Genomic DNA, 18,310 nt, shown 5'->3' on the forward strand with positions numbered 1-18,310 from the left:
AAACTCGACCGCTACGCGCTCTCAAACAGTTCATCCGGCTTATCTGTTACTCCCTGCAATACTCGGCTGCGCAGAAGGGGGGAGGTTGGGTGCCAGCGTCAGAAATGTGCTTTATCAAGGGTAAAATACAAGACTTGAGTCTATGGTCAATATAAACGGCTAAAGGCAATGTTTGATCTCGATGCTAGTAGTGCAGCGGCGTTGAGTTTGTTAAGAATTAGTTAGTAACAGATAGTTGCCGTTACAAAAGTTTTGACTCGACGAAGTCGAAAAAGCTCATCACAAATATCAGAACCGATAAAGTAATCGCTATCACTAATACACATCTTTGCTAAATAATTACTAAATTGCTAAATTGTACGGATATACCGTACAACTGGTGAATATATGGATTCTGTAAGTGTTAACCGTTTCAGGGACAATCTTAAAAGTCTTGTGGAACAAGTGGTGGATAACCACGAGCCGATAAAGGTGACTCGTCGTGCTGGAGAAGACTTCGTGGTCATAAGTGCTGATGACTGGGAGCGAGAGCAGGAAACATTATATGTGCTGCAAAACTCCTCTTTAATGCAGCAAATTTCGGAATCTGTAAAGACACATCAGGCCGGTGCTGGGTATAAGCCAACGGAAGGGCAATTAGATGAGATCACTGGTCTTTGAAGGAAATACCTGGACTGCGTACGAACGGATTCGGGAGCAGGACAAAAAACTGCATAAAGCGATTTGTAAGCATCTGAAAGAAATGTTGCGCGGTGATCCTGCTATCGGTTCAGGTAAACCAGAGCAGTTGAAACATAATCTAAGTGGTTTCTGGTCTCGCCGTATTTCACAGAAAGATCGCCTTATCTATAAATTCGATGATGAATACATTTATATATTCGCACTAGGCGGCCACTACGATCAGAAATAAAATACAAAAGTGGCCGATCCTCCCTCTAGCATTTATCGACACAAAGCTTGCCGTATGGCACGGCTTCATGATTCCCCTTCTGCGCAGCCGAGCATTGCAGGCATTGAATGAACAGCAGCGCAAACTGTTTGAAGGAGCGGAGCGACTGAGTTTTTGCGATGCCATTCAAAGGCGAAACGCGCAGGGAATCCGGCGTAGCCGGACAAGCGGGGGGGCGGCGTTTAGATTGTTAAGACTTTTGCGCCGTTATAAAAGTCTTGACTCGACGAAGTCGAAAAAGATCATCCCAAGTAAAGAATCAGCACATAAACAAAGAAAAACTCACAATAAATAGATTGTCCGTAGAAACAAACAGACACAAAAAAAGCAGCCAATGAGGACTGCTTTCTAGTCTAAATAAACACTTACTGATTATTATCCGGATGATCCGTCAGATCCCACTCATAGCCAATTGCATTTGGCTCTTCCAGACAAATCACCATATATAACAAAGCTTCTTCGTTACTGCGGTTAATGATGCAGTGGTTTTGATCTGCCTGATAATAAGCGGTATCGCCTTCTTCCATATCCCGGTTATCGCTACCGGAAATAACAGTCACCTTACCTTTATGGGCGGTGAGAATCTCCCGGGTGCCACGGAAATGGGGCTTGGAATTCAGGGTTGCTGCTGGCGCCAGACGTAAACGGTAGAACTCAGTTGTCGAGTTCGGTGGCGTGAGCATTTGTACGAAGCCGTTTTCATCATCGCGCATGACGTTGTCGTCGGCGTCGTGGGCAACCACTTCAATACTTGGCTGGGTCCAGGGTTCTTCAACCAGTTCGGCAATAGAAATATTCAGTGCCTGAGCGACACGACAGGTAACCGCCAGGGTTGGGTTGGCTTTGCCGCGTTCAATCTGACTTAGCATTGAACGGCTGACACCTGACTGTTCGGCCAGCTGTTCCAGCGTCCACTGATTATCTTTGCGGTATTGTTTGAGCCTGTCTGCAAGGCTTTTCAGGTTTATTTCCGACATCTTTTCTATGCGCTGATTTACGAAGGAGCCCAATGCTACGCGTATTTGCGGATTTTTTCCATATGTCGCTTTTAGGATAATGGAAAAAAATCTTGCATAGTGTATTTTTGCAGGTAAAGTATTCAGGAAATTTTTCCAATATAAGAGAAGTGGCAATGAAAGCACTGGTTAAATCGAAGGCTGAAGTAGGTCTTTGGATGGAGCAGGTACCGATGCCTAAAATCGGTATTAACGATGTTCTGGTCAAAGTACACCGTACTGCGATTTGTGGTACTGACCTGCATATCTACAATTGGGATGAATGGGCGCAAAAGACCATTCCTGTTCCGATGACAATTGGCCATGAGTTTGTTGGCGAGATTGTTGATGTAGGCTCCAACGTAGTGGATTTTTATCCTGGCCAGCTGGTTTCCGGTGAAGGGCATGTTGTGTGCGGCCGTTGCCGTAACTGTATGTCTGGCAAACGCCACTTCTGTAACCATACTTCAGGTATCGGTGTGAACCGCACCGGTGCTTTCGCTGAATATATTGCCGTACCAATGGCTAACGTTTGGGTTCACCGCCCGGATATTGATAAAGACATCGCGGCTATCTTCGATCCGTTTGGTAACGCAACTCACACTGCACTGCAGTGGCCATTATTGGGTGAGGATGTACTGATCACCGGTGCGGGTCCGATTGGTTGTATGGCGGCGGCGGTTTGTAAGCATGCCGGCGCACGTAACATTGTCGTGACTGACCACAATCCGTTCCGTCTGGATCTTGCCCGTAAGCTGGGTGCGACCCGCCTGGTGAATATCATGGATGAGAAGCTTGATGATATTCAGAAAGAGCTGGGCATGGTTGAAGGTTTTGATGTTGGTCTGGAAATGTCCGGTAGCCCGGCGGCGCTGAATGACATGATCGCCAACATGAACCACGGCGGTAAGATTTCTGTACTGGGTATTCCGAATCAGGATACGCACATTGACTGGAACCGGGTGATCTTCAGCATGCTGACGATTAAAGGTATTTACGGTCGTGAGATGTATGACACCTGGTACAAAATGTCGATGATGGTGGAAACCGGTCTGGACCTGAGCTCGGTCATTACTCACCGTATGCACTTTACAGAATTTCAACAAGGCTTTGACGCAATGCTCAGCGGTCAGGCGGGTAAAGTTATCCTGAACTGGGAGGATTAATCAATGCAGGCTAATACAAGACAACATTACGCGGATCAGTTAACGGCGATTCGTGAAGCAGGTTTATATAAGAACGAACGGGTTATTGCCGGTGCGCAGAACGCTAACGTACCCCTGCAGGATGGCTCTCAGGTACTTAACCTGTGTGCCAATAACTACCTGGGGCTGGCACAGCATCCTGAGGTTAACCGGGCAGCTCGCGAAGGTCTGGAAGAGTTTGGTTACGGCATGGCGTCAGTGCGCTTTATTTGCGGTACCCAAACTATTCATAAACAGCTGGAAGATAAGCTGACTGAGTTTCTGGGTACGGAAGATACGATTCTGTATCCGTCCTGTTTCGATGCTAATGGCGGTCTGTTCGAGACCATTCTGACCGATGCCGATGCGGTTATTTCTGACTCACTGAACCACGCCAGCATTATTGACGGTGTGCGTCTGTGTAAGGCTAAGCGTTACCGTTATGCCAACAACAATATGCAGCAGTTGGAAGAAGCGCTACAGCAGGCGGATGCCGACGGCGCGCGTATTAAGCTGATCACCACTGACGGTGTGTTCTCTATGGACGGCTATGTCGCTCAGCTGGATAAAATTTGTGACTTAGCGGACAAGTACGGTGCCATGGTGCATGTGGATGATTGTCATGCCACAGGTTTTGTAGGTGAAAACGGTCGCGGCAGCCATGAACACTGCGGTGTAATTGGTCGTATCGACATTCTTACCGGCACGCTGGGTAAAGCCCTTGGCGGCGCCAGTGGTGGTTATACCAGCGCCCGTAAAGAGATTGTTGAGTTGTTACGTCAGCGTTCTCGCCCTTATCTGTTCTCTAACACTGTTGCGCCGCCGGTTGTGGCCGGTGCGATTAAGGCGCTGGATCTGGTCAGTGAATCTGCGGAAATCCGTGAACAGCTGAAAGAAAACACGCTGTATTACCGTAAGAAGCTGAAAGAAGCTGGTTTTGAAATTCTGCCGGGTGACCATCCGATCGTGCCTATTATGTTGTACGACGCGAAGGTTGCTGCTGAGTTTGCTGAGCGGGCCTTAAAGCACGGTATTTATGTGATTGCGTTCTCTTATCCTGTTGTTCCGCAGGGCAAGGCACGTATTCGTACTCAGGTATCAGCTGGGCATAGCCGTGCGGATATCGATCGTGTAATGGATGCTTTCCGCAAAGTAATGCAGGAAATGAATTTATAGTGCTTATTAGTAGTACTTAGTTAGCAGTGCTTATAAGTAGCACTTAGTTAGCACTGCTTATTCGTAGAACATGTTTGTTTCAAAGACTTTGGTCCCCTTTAGATCAGACTTTTGTCCGATTTCCAAAGCAGCGCTGCCCAGCCCTAAAAAGCCTTGCCCGGGCAGCGTGCACAAGTTATCTGGATTACCTGCCGGATAACAAAACTTTGTGCCCTCGCGTTCTCCACAGTGATGTAGCCTGATCTGTGGAGGGCGCAATTTTTTCGCTTTCTTTCCCCCTTATTTGCCATTCCCATTACCTTAAGTATTAGCTCAGTTGGCTTTGTACTCTGATATATGAAGGTTATTAGCTGGTAGGTTTTATTCTGCAGTGCAGAGGATAAAACAACCGTTTGATGCTAAGTTTATTTGGTTGACGCGATTCAGTCAGCATCAGGGATGTGTTGCTGTTCTGGCCTTCTGGCTTGTGTTTTAAGGCTAAGAGACGCGTCTTTGCTGATTATAAAAATAATGCCGGTTGTTGGCATGACCGGCAAAAATACTTATGAAAGGGATGTCTGGCATGAAAAGAATTTCTATGGATGTGGTGGATATCAAGCCACATTACGATGTGATTGTTATCGGCTCAGGTTATGGAGGGAGTATCTGTGCTTCGCGCTTATCCCGAGCCGGTAAAAGCGTATGTTTACTTGAGCGGGGTAAGGAGATTCTGCCGGGTGATTTTCCTGATACAGAGATCGAGGCGCTTAAGGAACTTCAGTTTGATACTCCGCATGGCAAGATAGGTTCGCCAACCGGGCTGTACAATATTCATGTTAATGCAGAACAGAACGTTGTCGTTGGATGCGGCTTAGGCGGCACTTCGCTGATTAATGCCAATGTTTCCCTGCTACCGGATGATAATGTTTTTAGTGACCCTGCCTGGCCCCAGCAGATAAGAGTGCCGCAGAATGACTTACTGAATGAGGGCGTACAGCGTGCCCGTGAAATGCTCAAACCTGCAGTCTATCCCGATAACAATTCCGAGAACTATCCTGATTTAGCCAAGACCCGTGCGCATCAGAAAAGTGCCGCCGCAATGGCGCAGACATTTTATAAAACGCCGATTAATGTCAATTTTACTGACACCGGTGACAGCGGTAATCATGTTGGCGTTGAGCAACCTGCCTGCAATAACTGCGGGGACTGTGTCTCCGGTTGTAATACCGGCGCAAAAAACACCACTCAGATGAATTACTTACCAGATGCCTGGAATCACGGCACTGAAATATTTTGTGAAGTGCTGGTCAGCCATGTGACTAAGAGCGGCGCTAACTGGCAGGTTCATTATCGTTTGCCGGAAACGGGCAGAGCTGCTTTTGATGCAGCCCTGTTAACTGTTAGTGCTGATATTGTGGTGGTGGCAGCAGGCACGCTCGGCAGTAATGAAATTATGCTGCGCTCTAAAGCTAATGGTTTAAGTGTTTCGGATCATCTGGGTAAAGGCTTTACCGGTAATGGTGATGTACTTGGATTTGGATATAACTGCGATGAAAAAATTCAGGGGATTGGGTTTGGTGATCTTAATCCCGCGGATATGCAGCCTGTTGGCCCCTGTATTACCAGTGTTATTGATATGCGCCAGAGTGATGATCGCTCTCAGCGGATGGTAATAGAAGAAGGCAGTATTCCCGGGGCAATGGGGCGGTTAATGATTCCTGCGATGGCCGCCGCGGATGATTTGATTGGCGAAGATGCTGACCACGATGAAAACCTGTCTGAAATTATGCGTAAATCCGCAAGAAAATGGCAAAGCCGTTTACAGGGGCCTTATCGTGGTGCAGCCAACCGGATGCAAACTTACCTGATAATGAGCCATGACAGCGGTACAGGGCAAGCCAGCCTTGCTGAAGACCGGCTGCGAATCAGCTGGCCAGGACTAGGCCAGGAGGCGGTTTTTGCACACGCCAATGAAAATTTACGTAAAGCTAGTGCGGCGCTGAACGGTAACTATATTGAAAACCCGGTCTGGACACCCTTATTTAATAAGAGCCTGGTGACTGTACATCCTCTGGGGGGCTGTAATATGGCGGATGATGCTGCCTCCGGCGTTGTTGATCATAAAGGGAGGGTGTTCTCCGGACAGGCCGGTGATGCTGTGCATAAAGGTTTGTATATTTCTGATGGAGCCGTTTTGCCAACCTCACTGGCAGTCAATCCGTTGCTGACGATTTCTGCAATAACCGAGCGTTGCTGTGCATTAATGGCGGAAGATTACGGCTTCAGTATTAATTATCAGCTTCCTTCCCAGTCTGACCGTCAGGCCAGAACGCTGAAGCTGGGTATTGAGTTTACTGAGAAAATGCGTGGTTTTATGGCGCGGGTTGATACGGATTCCGCTGATCATAACGCTGACTCCGGGGCTATGTATCAACAGGCTTATCAGAAAGCTTATGAGAAAGGAGAGGCCGCCGGTCATACTCTGGAGTTCACCCTGACAATTCGTGTCAGCGACTTATCCGCTTTGCTGGATAGCTCTTCACTAGATAATGACGGGCATACTGCCGGCATTATTGGCAGCGTTGAAGCACCTTTGTTGTCAGCACACACCCTGAATGTCAGCGGTGGTAAGTTTCAGTTGTTTGTCGACTATCCTGAAACACCTGATACCCGGCGAATGGTGTATCAGATGCAGATGTATAATTCTGAGAGCAGTTATTACTTTTCGGCGTATAAAGTTATAAAAAATAATCCGGATCCAAGAGATATCTGGCCGGATACATCAACTCTTTATGTCACTGTTTATGAGGGGAATGATGCGCAGGGAACTGTTGTTGCCAGAGGTATTATGCATATTAATCCCGCAGACTTTGCCGTACAAATGACCACTATGAAGGTGCTCAATGCGGATAATGTGCAGCAAAAACTGTCAGCCCTTGCTGGTTTTGGTAAGCACTTTTCCGGGGTTCTCTGGGACAGCTACGGCGGTGTTTTCAGTAAAGAACAGCGCTTTAATCCTGCAGCACCTCCACGACAAAAGCGTCAGTTAAATGCACCCGCCCCACAGTTGGAATATCTGCAGACCGATGATGGCGTTAATTTGCGCCTGAGCCGTTATCAGGCCGGGTCAAAAGGGCCTGTGATGCTGGTGCATGGCTTAGGTGTCAGCTCCGGTATTTTTTCTACAGACCTTATTAAAACGAACCTGGTTGAATATCTCTGCAGTCATGATTATGACGTCTGGTTGCTGGATTTCCGGGTCAGTATTGATCTGCCAGCCGCTGAGCAACAGTCAACCGGGGATCAGGTAGCTAAGTATGATTTTCCTGCTGCTGTTGAGCGCATTCGTTTACGTACAGGGGCCGAAACTGTTCAGGCGGTTGTGCATTGTTGGGGGGCTTCGACATTCTTTATGTCGATGCTGGCGGGGCTTGAGGGGGTTCGTTCTATAGTTTGCTCCCAGATCGCAAACGATGTTGTGGTGCCGCTGACAACTCAGATTAAAACAGGTCTGTATTTACCCGGCGTACTAAACACATTTGGTGTCGATTCACTGACTGCGTATGTAGACAGTCATGCTGACTGGCGTGAGCGGATTTGGGATAAGGCTTTGTCGGTTAATGCGTTACAACAGGCGCAGGGCAGTTGTAACAGTGCGGTGTGTCACCGGGTCACTTTTAACTATGCCTCGTTATATAAACATCAACAGCTGAATGACCTGTTACACGATAATCTTCATGAGTTGTTTGGTGAAGCGAATATTAGTGCCTTTGAACATCTGGCGGCAGTTTGCCGGACCGGTTATATCACCGATGCAGACGGGGAGGATGTGTACCGTCCGCATATCGAACGGCTTAATCTGCCTATCTGTTTTATTCATGGTGAGGATAACGAATGTTATCTGCCTGAAAGCACTAAGCAAACATATCAGAATCTTTGCCAGCAATTTGGTGAGCAACAGTACAGCCGGCATGTGATTGCCGGATACGGCCACATTGACTGTATTTTTGGGCGGAATGCTGTGGATGATGTTTATCCACTGATGGTTAAGCATTTAGATAAAACTGCCTGAAATATACATCCGTGAGATGGGGCGGATGTTTATCAGAGGCATCAACCCAGATTCAACGTGAAGAACAAAAGTGAGCAGCTTAATGGTTCAGGTTAACTGCACAGATGAATAGCGAGGCTTTTAAGATACAGGCAGGTAAGTGAACAGGTCACGCAGAACAAGAAATATCAATTGCTTATCAGGAGGATGACATGCAAGAAGATATGCACTATTACGGTACTTATGCTCTGGCCAGAGCAGCGGGATTACCCGTTAAGCAGGCGCAAGTGATTGCGTATGCAGCGCAGTATGTAGATGACTCGACAGACAATGACAGCGAAGTACATAAAGACGGCGGCATGTTTGAGACAGTTGCTACTGCGCACACTAATGCTGAAGCAATCGGTAATGCGGTGGCTGATCAGACCGAACAGCGTAAAGTGTGGATGCCGTTCCACTTTTTCCCGGGAGGGGAAGGAGAGACGATATCAGAGAAGCTTCTTTGCACAAAAGATGGCCCGCTGGCTCAGGAAATGGTCGCTAACCATCTGCAGCATGCGTTAAAGAATCAGACTGAATATGCATTAACATTGCTGGGAATTACCGCCCATGTATATGCAGATACGTTTTCCCATTATGGTTTTTCCGGGGTTAGCTCTGGGAAGAATAAAGTCGACAGTCAGTCATTCGAACTGGATGTGAAGGACCCTCAGGTTAAAGCCTATATTATGGGTAAAATGTCTGGTTTTTTTAGTAAGTACGCACCCAACTTTTTAATCCAGAATTACCGCCGCTTTGCCAGTGATGGCGCCAGTGTTGCAACCGGAGCGCTGGGCCACGGTGCTGTGGGTACATACCCCGACAGGCCTTTTCTACGCTGGCGTTTCAATTATAAATTGGAGAACGCGGATTCCGGATGGCGCAATAATAAAGCCACTTTTCTGGAAGGTTGTGAAAAGTTACATGCTTTATTTAGCAATTATGCAAAGCAGTCCGGAAGTGATGATGCGGGCCGGGAATTCAGTGAGATTCGTGACACAGTTGCCGGAATTCTCGCGCTAGAAGCCGCTAAAGATGGCCGGATTGATGCCTGGAAGGGTGCTGTTCTGAATGGGGATTTATTTCAGCCTGATGCGAATGAAGCGCTGCACTACGATCCCTATCACTGGCGTGAGCAGCGGCAAGATTTTGAACACCTGTCGAAATCAGCTGAAGTAATAAAGACAGATGTTTATCGCTTTCATCAGGCGGCTGCTTATCACCGTAACTATACGTTAAAGCAGCTATTGCCCAGGCATGGCATTCTGGTGTTGTGATCAGACTGTAAATTCCGGCAGGTAGCCATTTACCTGCCGCTTGTCTATTTGGATAGAAAGATAGGTCAATAGCTAGATGTCTAGCTAGCTAGACAGCTTGGCAGCAGTTCAGCTAAACCGACCTCGGAATTCCTTTGGTGTTAACCCTGTGGTTTTTATAAAGATCTTACGGAAGGCGCTGGTGTCTTCGTAGCCGACCTGATCGGCGATTGCTTCTATCGTATCTGAGCCGGCTTCCAGTAAGTCGCAGGCTTTCTGAATTCTGAGCCGCTGCAGGTATTGCATTGGCTTTAGCCCGGCGGCTTTAACGAAGCGGCGCAAAAACGTGCGTTCACTGAGGTGCACCATGTCTGGTAGTTCACTGATACTGATGTGCTGCTGAAAATTCGCCTGCAAATGGTGTTGGGTTTTCAGAATCAGCCGGTCACCATGATCCAGTTTAGGGTTAAAGCTCTGATAATAGCGCTGTTCCCGGGCACCGGTATCAATTATCAGATACTTGCCCAACTGGCGCATGATCTTTGGCTGGGTGAACTGTGCCACCAGTTCCAGCCCTAAATCCATCCAGGCCATCAGGCCGCCGGCGGTAATGATATCGCCGTCATTAATCAGAATTTTATTAATATCCAGTTTTACCTGCGGGTAATCTGCAGTGAAGCGATCTTCCAAATCCCAGTGTGTTGTTGCCGGACGTCCATCGAGGATACCGCTGGCAGCCAACAGAAATGCCCCTGCGCATACAGAACATATTACCGCGCCCTGAGCATGATGTTGCTGCATCCAGCGGTTGAGGTGGGCGTCTGGTTCCAGATGATATTTACCTTCCAGGCAGGGGGTCATGATGAGCACTTGTAAATGGTGGTCTTCATAGCAGCCATTGGCAATATCCGCAGGCGTTAGCAGGATCACTTCAAACTCTCTGTGAAATCCATTCTGATCACAAATTCGGTTGGCTAGCAGGAATATCTCTTTTAATCCCTGAACTGCAGAAAGCATGGCTCCGGGGTAGTTAATGATGCCGATTTTGATCAGCGGTTTATCCACATACTGAGAAGAATATGACATTTGTCAGTTTTAGCCTGTTTTGTGCCAGTTTTGACTTTAGTTTAGTCCCTTGAGTCGGGCAATAATAGTCACATATTCAAGGCGGCCCCTGAATTAGCGAAAAGAGTTAACGCAGAACACTTTAATCAGAGGTACTGGCAAATGGCCAAAACAGCATTATTACTGATCGATTTTCAGAACGATTATTTTCAGGGCGGCAAATGGCAACTGGTTGGCACTGAAGCTGCTGCAGATCAGGGGGCTAGATTATTGTCAGCCTTCCGTGAAAAGTCTCTTCCGGTGGTGCATGTAAGACATGAGTTTCCAACCAATGAAGCACCGTTTTTTTTGCCGGGCTCTGAAGGCGCACAGATTCATCCGAGTGTTGCGCCCCTGACCGGTGAACCCGTCGTGCTGAAGCAGCAGATAAACAGCTTCCGCGATACTGAGCTAAAGCAGTTATTGGATGAGCAGGGTATTGAACATCTGATAATTGTCGGTGCGATGAGCCATATGTGCATTGATGCCGGTGCCCGTGCCGCTGCTGATTTTGGCTATCAGGTTGCGGTTGCACATGATGCCTGCGCTACGCTTGATCTGACTTTTGAAGATAGAACTGTTCCAGCGGCAGATGTACATAACGCTTATATGTCAGCCTTAAGTTTTGGTTATGGCCGTGTTGCCAGTACCGATGAATTACTTGCCGATCTGTAAGTTAGAAATACATAACAACGCTGCCCGCGAAAATGGGTGGCGCTTTCTGCGTTCACTGCTTTTTACATCACCGGAATCTCCGGATTGCGGACATCTTATACCTACTAAATACCTATCTGATATCAACTAAGGAGATTGTTATGAAAACGAATCACGTTTTGTTATCTGCCGTGCAGGAAGCCAGCGAAACCTGGAAAAATGCTTTCAACAGCGGTAATGCTGCAGGCTGTGCTGCGCAGTATGAAGCAAATGCAGTTATGCATGCCCGGCCATTCGGTACCTTCACGGGGACTGAAGAAATTCAGGGATTCTGGAGCAAGTTGATTGCTGATGGTTTCAGCGATGTGGAATACGTTGAGCCTAAGCTGGAAATGGTTGATGAAACCAGCATGCTGCTGACCTCTGGCTGGAAAATGAATAACGCTCATGGTGTTATCCACAGAGAGTTGTGGGTGTTGCAGGACGACGGCACTGCCAAACTCCGCGAAGATGATTTCGAAGCTCAGGGCTAAGCTTTTTAAGGCTGTGTGTTAATTGTGAAAAGCCGGAGGTGAAACTCCGGCTTTTTTGGTGACAGGGGCGACGTTTTAAAGCTTCATTATGCTTTGCCGTATTCGCAACCTTCCGGGAACTGCCACTGGTCATTGACGCAGAAAGTGCATTTACCGCTGACCCGCTTCAGATGTTTTGTATGATTATCGTAGTGCAGATTGCCAGCTTCTACTTCCGCATACAGTGCATCGGCGACCAACTGCTGAGGTTCGTAGTGATGGCCCATCAGTACCTGCCAGGCAGCGGGGTTCACACTGTCTCTGATACTGTCATTATCGCCTTTCAGATCAATTGGTACGTAGCCGTTGTACGTTTCCCGTTCAATCTTATTTGCTTTCTTCAACGTCAGGTAATCACCGGGGTATTCATTCTTAAAGGCTTCCCAGGCCTGTACAGAGAAACGTGACTGGTTGTCAAAATTACTGCCGTAGGAAAAGTGTGGTGTGACTATGATGCGGGTTTTTACCATTTTGCCGTTCACCGGATAACTGACGTAACGCTTTCGCAGGCAGGTTTCTTTCATCATATCGAAAACATCACGTTGTTCGTCCGAATCAGGGCGCTTTGTGGTCAGGTCCATGCTGGCCTCAAAACTGTCCAGACCGTCGCAAAACATTTTCAGTGAACTGCTACTGACGATAATTAGTATTTCCGGCTGACTCTGAATTAACTGATCGAACATGAAGCGTTTTTCTTTTACACAGGTGTTGGCGATGCGATTCTGGGGAATATCATAAGTATCGCTCCAACCGGGAGAAGCGCAGCCGATCATGTCGTGCATGCTGATATCTTCCCCCACTTCCAGTGAACCTTCGGGAATATCCATCTGCTTTTCTAACAGGTTGAGGATCGGAAGTATTCGCTGATAGTAACCAACGGCCTGCGCGTAGAGCTGCATTTCTGTATTTTTTGCAGGGTCTGTTTTAGCGACGACAATGTCGCCTTTTTTGAATGTATCTCCGGCAAAGACGACTGCGCGTTCCTCCGGCACCCAACCAAGTTCGTAGATGGTTTCTTCGTCACGGTCTGCATATTGCACTGGGATTTCCATCCAGCGATGATCCATACCGCGGACCATACGTTTAGTTCGGCCATCGGCTTCGGCAATAATTTCAGTGCCTTTGATAATACCTTTGCGCATGTATTCAAGATTAGTACGTTCCTGAAAAACGCTGGCATGGCGGTAGTAATATGCATAGCTGCCATTCCTGTCAAACCATGGGTAGGTGAAATCGGCACCTTTGTCATAGGGTTTGAATGCACTTAGGTTGGGATTTATACCTACCGTCATAATGGGGGCTTTGCGGCAACCACGCAAAACTGCAGGTTGAATGTACTCCGCGCCTATTGCCCGGGCAGTATGGGTTTTTTCATGGAACGAGGGATCATTCGTTTGAGGAGGCTGATTACGGATTGCCTCGGGAAATTCTTCTTCCCAGTTAAATGAAGGGAAGGGACCATATGGCTTGATGCCCTGCCAGAACCAGGCGCAGCTGGTGCAGGACTTTACTGCATCGACCAGTTCAATATCGGTCAGGGGAATTCTGTTGCTCATAAGTGACATCCTTTGTTCTTATTTCTGACAGGCATTCGGCCTATATTTTTTAGCAGAAAATAAGCGGAAAAGATGTGCTACATGGCTATTTTGGGTAGAAAACTTCCGATCTGGGTTGTGATATCTGAACTGATAAAACCTAGCATCATTCATCTGTATGCCGTTGACGAAGAGATAGGTGCTGACAGTTCCAGGTTTTTTAAAATCCACTATTAAGTGGTCCAGACAGCGATGTTTTGTAAGTTACTTTAGAGTAGCCGTTTGATTTCTTCTGCCAGCCACTGGCTGTCTTCTACCCGGTGTCCCCAGTCTTTGAGTTGCCAGTTCCAGCCCATTTGCTGACAAAATGCCTGTTGATATTCCGCTGGAATGCTTTCATCTCGTTTGCCGATAATAATCCCTTTTGGTTTTACCGCCGGACTCAACGGTGTAAAGGCGTGCAGCATTGGAGGAGTGAAGTAGATTAAGCCGCCATTAGCGTAATCTTCTGCCGGCTGTTGCAGGTACTTGCTCAGGCTGAGTGCCGGTTCATAACAGGCGTTAATCGCCAGGCAGGGGAGGCCGGTGAGTTCAGTCAGTTTAAGTGCGTAATACCCACCCATAGATGTGCCAACCAGTAAGGCTGGCTGTTGCTGGCTGATCAGTTGCAGTAACTGACGGATGCTGTCCTGATACTGCTGTGGCGCATAGTCCGGCGCAACAATATTCAGGCCTGCTTTCCTGAGGGAAACGGCAGTTGAGGCCTGGCCGCTGGAGCCAAGACCGTGTAGGTATATAACTTTGCTCATGATTAAATTTCTGACCGGAGAAAAGCTGTATTGTAAATGAAGCAGCTGTATTTTAATGAATAAACCGGGGCTAAGGTGTTGTTTACTCTGGTCGGTTTGTTATGGTTAAACGCATATGACTGTAAGTATCAGCGCTCGGGCACTGCAATATTACGAGAATTTTGACTTTCAACCGGCAGTTTTGGAATCTTTTGGTTGAGGGATAGCAGCTATTAAAAATCTGTTTTTAAAGAACAGTTTATAACAGATAGGTAGTGCAGGATGCCTGGTCGTGTTGGCTATCCGATGCATATTTAACAGTCACATATTTAGACAAATTTACAGAGAAGCAAAAGCGGCGTGGTGTAAGAAATCTTTGGAAGTAGTTGCCCTTAATCTGGGGGAGGTGTCCAGAGTTACTTATAGGAGTACACGCTTTTGGTTTTGGCAGAACCGGCAGCACAGTGCCGGTTTCTTTATGCCCGGTGAAATGGATGATATTTCATCAGGCATGGTAAAACGTATTAAGGCTTCGATGCATGTCACGTTCGTTATATTGGAAGATTACATCGCCGGTGTTGTTGATAGCACTGGTAGGTACGTTGTCGGTTTCTCTGGCAGCACCGTATTTGCTGGAATGGTTTGTTACCCAAACAGCTGTTGATAATGCTCAGCAGCAGGCCGCTACGTTTCGGAATATCCGTAACTATTACTCTGAGCAGGTGGTTGCTAAAGTCACGGGATCTGGTGGCTTCAATGTAATGGCTGATCATCAGTTATCTGCCGAAGGTGTGCCGGTTCCGGCCACTTTTCTGATCGAAATGGTTGATTACGATAAACCGCAGGAACTGGTTATGACTGACCTGATCAGCCCATATCCGTTCAAAAACCGTATCGAACGCAAGATGGATGAATATCAGAAGCGCGCCTGGAAAGCCGTGCAGGCGAATCCTGATGAGTTTTATGTCGAGCTGCTGGAGCAAGACGGTAAAATGATGGTGCGAGCGGCTCAGGCTGACAGGTTAAATGCACCGGCTTGTGTGGCTTGCCATAACAATCATCCGACTTCTCTGAAGCGGGACTGGAAGCTGGGAGATGTACGCGGATTACTGGAAGTCAGCACGGTAGTGGATGGCTGGCTGGAACGGGGCGTCTGGATCAGCAGGACGTTATCCGGGGTGACTTTACTGGCGTTTGCGTTGGTGATGCTGGTGAACTTCCGGGTTGCGCGGCAAGTGTCAGAGCCTCTGAACCGGATCTCAGGCTCTTTACGTAGCCTTTCCCGGGGTGAAGATCGTGGTTTATCACCTGAAGATTATCAGTATCAGGAAGTTGAGTCGCTGGCGGATGCATTCAACGGCTTCAGTGAGAAGGAGCGAGAGCGAAAGCAGTTGGCCCACAAGGTTGAAATGCTTGCCTATACAGATCCTTTAACTCAGTTAGCCAACCGCACCGGTTTTCAGCAAGAGCTGGATAAGCGCATGAGTGAAAGTGCCGAACGGCAGGCTTTGGTGAGAATTTGGCTGGTGGATGTTGATCACTTTCGGGATATCAACGATACCCTGGGCTATGAGGTGGGCGATAAGGTTTTAGGATTGCTTGCTGAAGCGCTGCAAAGAACATTGCCGGCAGATACATTGCTGGCACGGCTGGGCGAAGATGAATTCGGTGTCTTACTGGATGTCGCGGCAGACACCGCCGAATGGTCTGGTCTGGAATATATGGCTGAGCAGGTACAGCAGGCTGTATCGGAACATCTGCAGGTTGCCGGACGGACGCTGAAGCTAACCGCCAGTGTTGGTGCCGCCTGTTCTTCCCATGATGCTGAGAACGGCCAGGAACTGATACTGCAGGCAAACATCGCTTTGCATCAGGCTAAAGCTTTGGGTCGTAATCGTGCGGTTATTCATTCACCGGAACTCAGTGCAGCGGTTACCCAGCGGGTAGAGTTAGTGCACGACATGCATAATGGTCTGGAGCTGGGTGAGTTTGTGCCTTTTTATCAGCCACAGTTTGATCTGCAAACCGGTGCCTTGATCGGTGCTGAAGCACTGATGCGCTGGCAGCGAAAAGACGGTTCTCTGATGCCGCCGGGTATGTTTATACCTGTTGCAGAACAGTCCAGTCTGATTGTGCCTATGGGCGCACAGATTATGGAAAATGCCTGTCGTGACTGTCAGGCGTGGCAAGCTGAAGGGTTGGAAGGTATTCGTGTCGCGGTCAACGTTTCCAGTGTGCAGTTTGCTGATGATGACTTAGTCGCACTGACCCGTGCAGTGTTGGAAAAAACCGGTTTGCAGCCGGCCTTACTGGAGCTGGAAGTAACGGAAAGTGGTTTGCTGGCCGAAGTGGATGAGGTAATTGCATCATTACAGAAGCTCCATGAACTGGGCATTGAACTGGCACTGGATGATTTTGGCACCGGCTATTCGTCACTGAGTTATTTAAAAACCCTGCCGGTAGACCGACTGAAGATCGACCGGGAGTTTGTCCGGGATTTACTTAACAGCTCTGACGATCAGGCTATTCTGCGAATGATTGTTGAATTGGGTAAACAGCTTAATCTGAAGATTCTTGCTGAAGGTGTTGAAGAAGCTGAGCAACTGGCATTGCTTAAAGCCAGCGGTTGTCAGGAAGTGCAGGGCTTCTATTACGCTAAACCATTGCCGCTGAATGAGTTTATTGAATATGCCAAAAACTATAGCGTTGCCGAGACAACTGTATAATCTGAGGCTGATGTCTTTTTAGTTGGCCAGCGTGACTGAAAACTATGCGCCTTCTGTATAAACCGTCTGTTGGCGGTTTTTTTGTCTCTGTATTTTTAAACTTTGCTTTGTCAGCTGGTACCGAACCGCGCTTTGGCTGACAATGTAGTCAGGTGTTTTTTATCATTTTAAGGATTTGATCATGATTATTCGCCCGCAGCCTAAGTCCTGGGAACTGTTGTTTATTCATAAGGGATCCATCATTGGCAATGTAATCGGCAAAATTATTTTCTTCAGTGGTTTTGCGATTTGTCTTCAGTTATTCCATCATTTTGTTCAGCCCTTACCGGACGTGTCGATAACCGCGATGGGTGTGTTTGGTATCGCATTGTCTCTGTTTTTGGGTTTTCGTAATAACGCGGCATATGATCGCTGGTGGGAAGCCCGCAAGTTATGGGGGCAGATCATTGCTGATAGCCGGGCTGCCGGTATCGAAGTAAATAGCTATTTACAACAGAATACAGCGCGGCGCAGTTTGCTGGGCTATCTGCAAATGTTTCTCTATTTTCATCGTCAGCAGTTACGCAGCCAGACCTGTACGACACCTCCTGAAGGCTGGTGTAGTCAAGAAGAATGCGAACGCATGACCGGTGCGGTTAATCCTGCAGCTGCTGCTTTACAACAGGCAGGCGAAGAGCTGAATCGGCTGCATGCATCAGAAATGGTGGATGATTTTGGGCGACTGACATTATCTCGGCGCCTGACAAAATTTGCCTATGCTCAGGCCGGTAATGAGCGTATAGCCTCAACGCCTTTACCTTTTGTGTATTCATTACTGATTCGCCGTACTACCTATTTATATTGTTTGTTATTACCTTTTGCGCTGACCAGTGAAGCAGGCTGGTTTTCACCTGTGATAGCAGCGGTGGTCGCGTATGTGTTTTTTGGTTTGCAGGCGGTTACGAATGAGCTGGAGCACCCATTTGCGGATGTTAAAAATGCACTGCCGCTCAGTGCGATTACCCGAACGGCTGAAAATGCCATTTTAGAAGCACTGGCTGAGCCGGTTAAGCCGGCGGTTGATGCTAAGGATTTTGTATTGGATTAGTCCTGTGACTTATTAAACGGGATCTGTTTTGGTTAAAAATCCCTGACGGAGATAGTGCTGACACATTAACCACTTTACAATGTACCGGCCTGTGGATGATCGCGGGCAGTTACAGGATAGTAATTTTAATCATATGGCTGGCAAACAGAGTCACAGTTATTTGTAAAAAGTCCGGATGAAAACCCCGGAGTTCAATACAGTCGCTGCCAGTACAT

At 47.7% G+C, this 18,310-nt stretch carries 14 protein-coding genes; 10 read left to right on the forward strand and 4 right to left on the reverse strand.

Annotated features, from left to right (window positions below; translation table 11 throughout):
• Nucleotides 1–387 precede the first annotated feature (387 nt).
• Both OCU49_RS04720 and OCU49_RS04725 read left to right on the forward strand, forming a co-directional pair.
• Nucleotides 388–660, forward strand: coding sequence for a type II toxin-antitoxin system Phd/YefM family antitoxin (locus OCU49_RS04720; protein ID WP_261843831.1), 273 nt, complete (start codon nucleotides 388–390; stop codon nucleotides 658–660).
• Nucleotides 641–910 carry a Txe/YoeB family addiction module toxin gene (locus OCU49_RS04725; protein WP_261843832.1) on the forward strand — a complete coding sequence of 90 codons (270 nt, stop codon included), beginning with the start codon at nucleotides 641–643 and terminating at the stop codon, nucleotides 908–910. The genes OCU49_RS04720 and OCU49_RS04725 overlap by 20 nt, the downstream gene beginning before the upstream one ends.
• Nucleotides 911–1,314: 404 nt before the next feature.
• On the opposite strand, the gene OCU49_RS04730 is transcribed toward OCU49_RS04725, so the two are convergent.
• Nucleotides 1,315–1,926, reverse strand: coding sequence for a helix-turn-helix domain-containing protein (locus OCU49_RS04730; RefSeq protein ID WP_261843833.1), 612 nt, complete (start codon nucleotides 1,924–1,926; stop codon nucleotides 1,315–1,317).
• Nucleotides 1,927–2,081: 155 nt separating this feature from the next.
• Here OCU49_RS04730 and tdh point away from each other — a divergent pair, with 155 nt between their 5' ends.
• From tdh to OCU49_RS04750, 4 genes are all read left to right on the forward strand, one after another.
• The gene (tdh, locus tag OCU49_RS04735) at nucleotides 2,082–3,110 is read left to right on the forward strand and encodes an L-threonine 3-dehydrogenase (RefSeq protein ID WP_261843834.1); all 1,029 of its coding nucleotides are present in this window, start codon (nucleotides 2,082–2,084) and stop codon (nucleotides 3,108–3,110) included.
• A gap of 3 nt (nucleotides 3,111–3,113) precedes the next feature.
• Nucleotides 3,114–4,304 carry a glycine C-acetyltransferase gene (kbl, locus tag OCU49_RS04740; protein WP_261843835.1) on the forward strand — a complete coding sequence of 397 codons (1,191 nt, stop codon included), beginning with the start codon at nucleotides 3,114–3,116 and terminating at the stop codon, nucleotides 4,302–4,304.
• A 562-nt stretch (nucleotides 4,305–4,866) separates the two neighbouring features.
• Nucleotides 4,867–8,355 carry an alpha/beta fold hydrolase gene (locus OCU49_RS04745; protein WP_261843836.1) on the forward strand — a complete coding sequence of 1,163 codons (3,489 nt, stop codon included), beginning with the start codon at nucleotides 4,867–4,869 and terminating at the stop codon, nucleotides 8,353–8,355.
• Between the two features lie 191 nt (nucleotides 8,356–8,546).
• The gene (locus OCU49_RS04750; protein WP_261843837.1) at nucleotides 8,547–9,650 is read left to right on the forward strand and encodes a DUF6765 family protein; all 1,104 of its coding nucleotides are present in this window, start codon (nucleotides 8,547–8,549) and stop codon (nucleotides 9,648–9,650) included.
• A 108-nt stretch (nucleotides 9,651–9,758) separates the two neighbouring features.
• Here the strand turns inward: OCU49_RS04750 and OCU49_RS04755 are convergent, their stop codons facing one another.
• Complete coding sequence (locus OCU49_RS04755; protein ID WP_261843838.1) at nucleotides 9,759–10,715, reverse strand: GlxA family transcriptional regulator; 957 nt, start codon at nucleotides 10,713–10,715, stop codon at nucleotides 9,759–9,761.
• Nucleotides 10,716–10,856: 141 nt separating this feature from the next.
• Here OCU49_RS04755 and OCU49_RS04760 point away from each other — a divergent pair, with 141 nt between their 5' ends.
• Both OCU49_RS04760 and OCU49_RS04765 read left to right on the forward strand, forming a co-directional pair.
• On the forward strand, nucleotides 10,857–11,408 hold the full coding sequence (locus tag OCU49_RS04760) for a cysteine hydrolase family protein (RefSeq protein ID WP_261843839.1): 552 nt from the start codon (nucleotides 10,857–10,859) through the stop codon (nucleotides 11,406–11,408).
• 140 nt (nucleotides 11,409–11,548) lie between these two features.
• The gene (locus OCU49_RS04765) at nucleotides 11,549–11,920 is read left to right on the forward strand and encodes a nuclear transport factor 2 family protein (protein WP_261843840.1); all 372 of its coding nucleotides are present in this window, start codon (nucleotides 11,549–11,551) and stop codon (nucleotides 11,918–11,920) included.
• Between the two features lie 86 nt (nucleotides 11,921–12,006).
• On the opposite strand, the gene OCU49_RS04770 is transcribed toward OCU49_RS04765, so the two are convergent.
• The gene (locus OCU49_RS04770; protein ID WP_261843841.1) at nucleotides 12,007–13,515 is read right to left on the reverse strand and encodes a hypothetical protein; all 1,509 of its coding nucleotides are present in this window, start codon (nucleotides 13,513–13,515) and stop codon (nucleotides 12,007–12,009) included.
• 248 nt (nucleotides 13,516–13,763) lie between these two features.
• Nucleotides 13,764–14,303, reverse strand: a complete 540-nt coding sequence (locus OCU49_RS04775; RefSeq protein WP_261843842.1) for a YqiA/YcfP family alpha/beta fold hydrolase — start codon at nucleotides 14,301–14,303, stop codon at nucleotides 13,764–13,766.
• Nucleotides 14,304–14,821: 518 nt separating this feature from the next.
• On the opposite strand from OCU49_RS04775, the gene OCU49_RS04780 reads away from it, so the two are divergent.
• Nucleotides 14,822–17,008 carry an EAL domain-containing protein gene (locus tag OCU49_RS04780; protein ID WP_261843843.1) on the forward strand — a complete coding sequence of 729 codons (2,187 nt, stop codon included), beginning with the start codon at nucleotides 14,822–14,824 and terminating at the stop codon, nucleotides 17,006–17,008.
• Between the two features lie 181 nt (nucleotides 17,009–17,189).
• Nucleotides 17,190–18,095: a bestrophin family protein gene (locus tag OCU49_RS04785; RefSeq protein ID WP_261843844.1), complete on the forward strand. Its 906-nt coding sequence runs from the start codon at nucleotides 17,190–17,192 to the stop codon at nucleotides 18,093–18,095.
• The last annotated feature ends 215 nt before the right edge of the window (nucleotides 18,096–18,310 follow it).

The sequence above is a fragment of the Aliamphritea ceti genome, from assembly GCF_024347215.1.
Taxonomy (GTDB): Bacteria; Pseudomonadota; Gammaproteobacteria; order Pseudomonadales; family Balneatricaceae; genus Amphritea; species Amphritea ceti.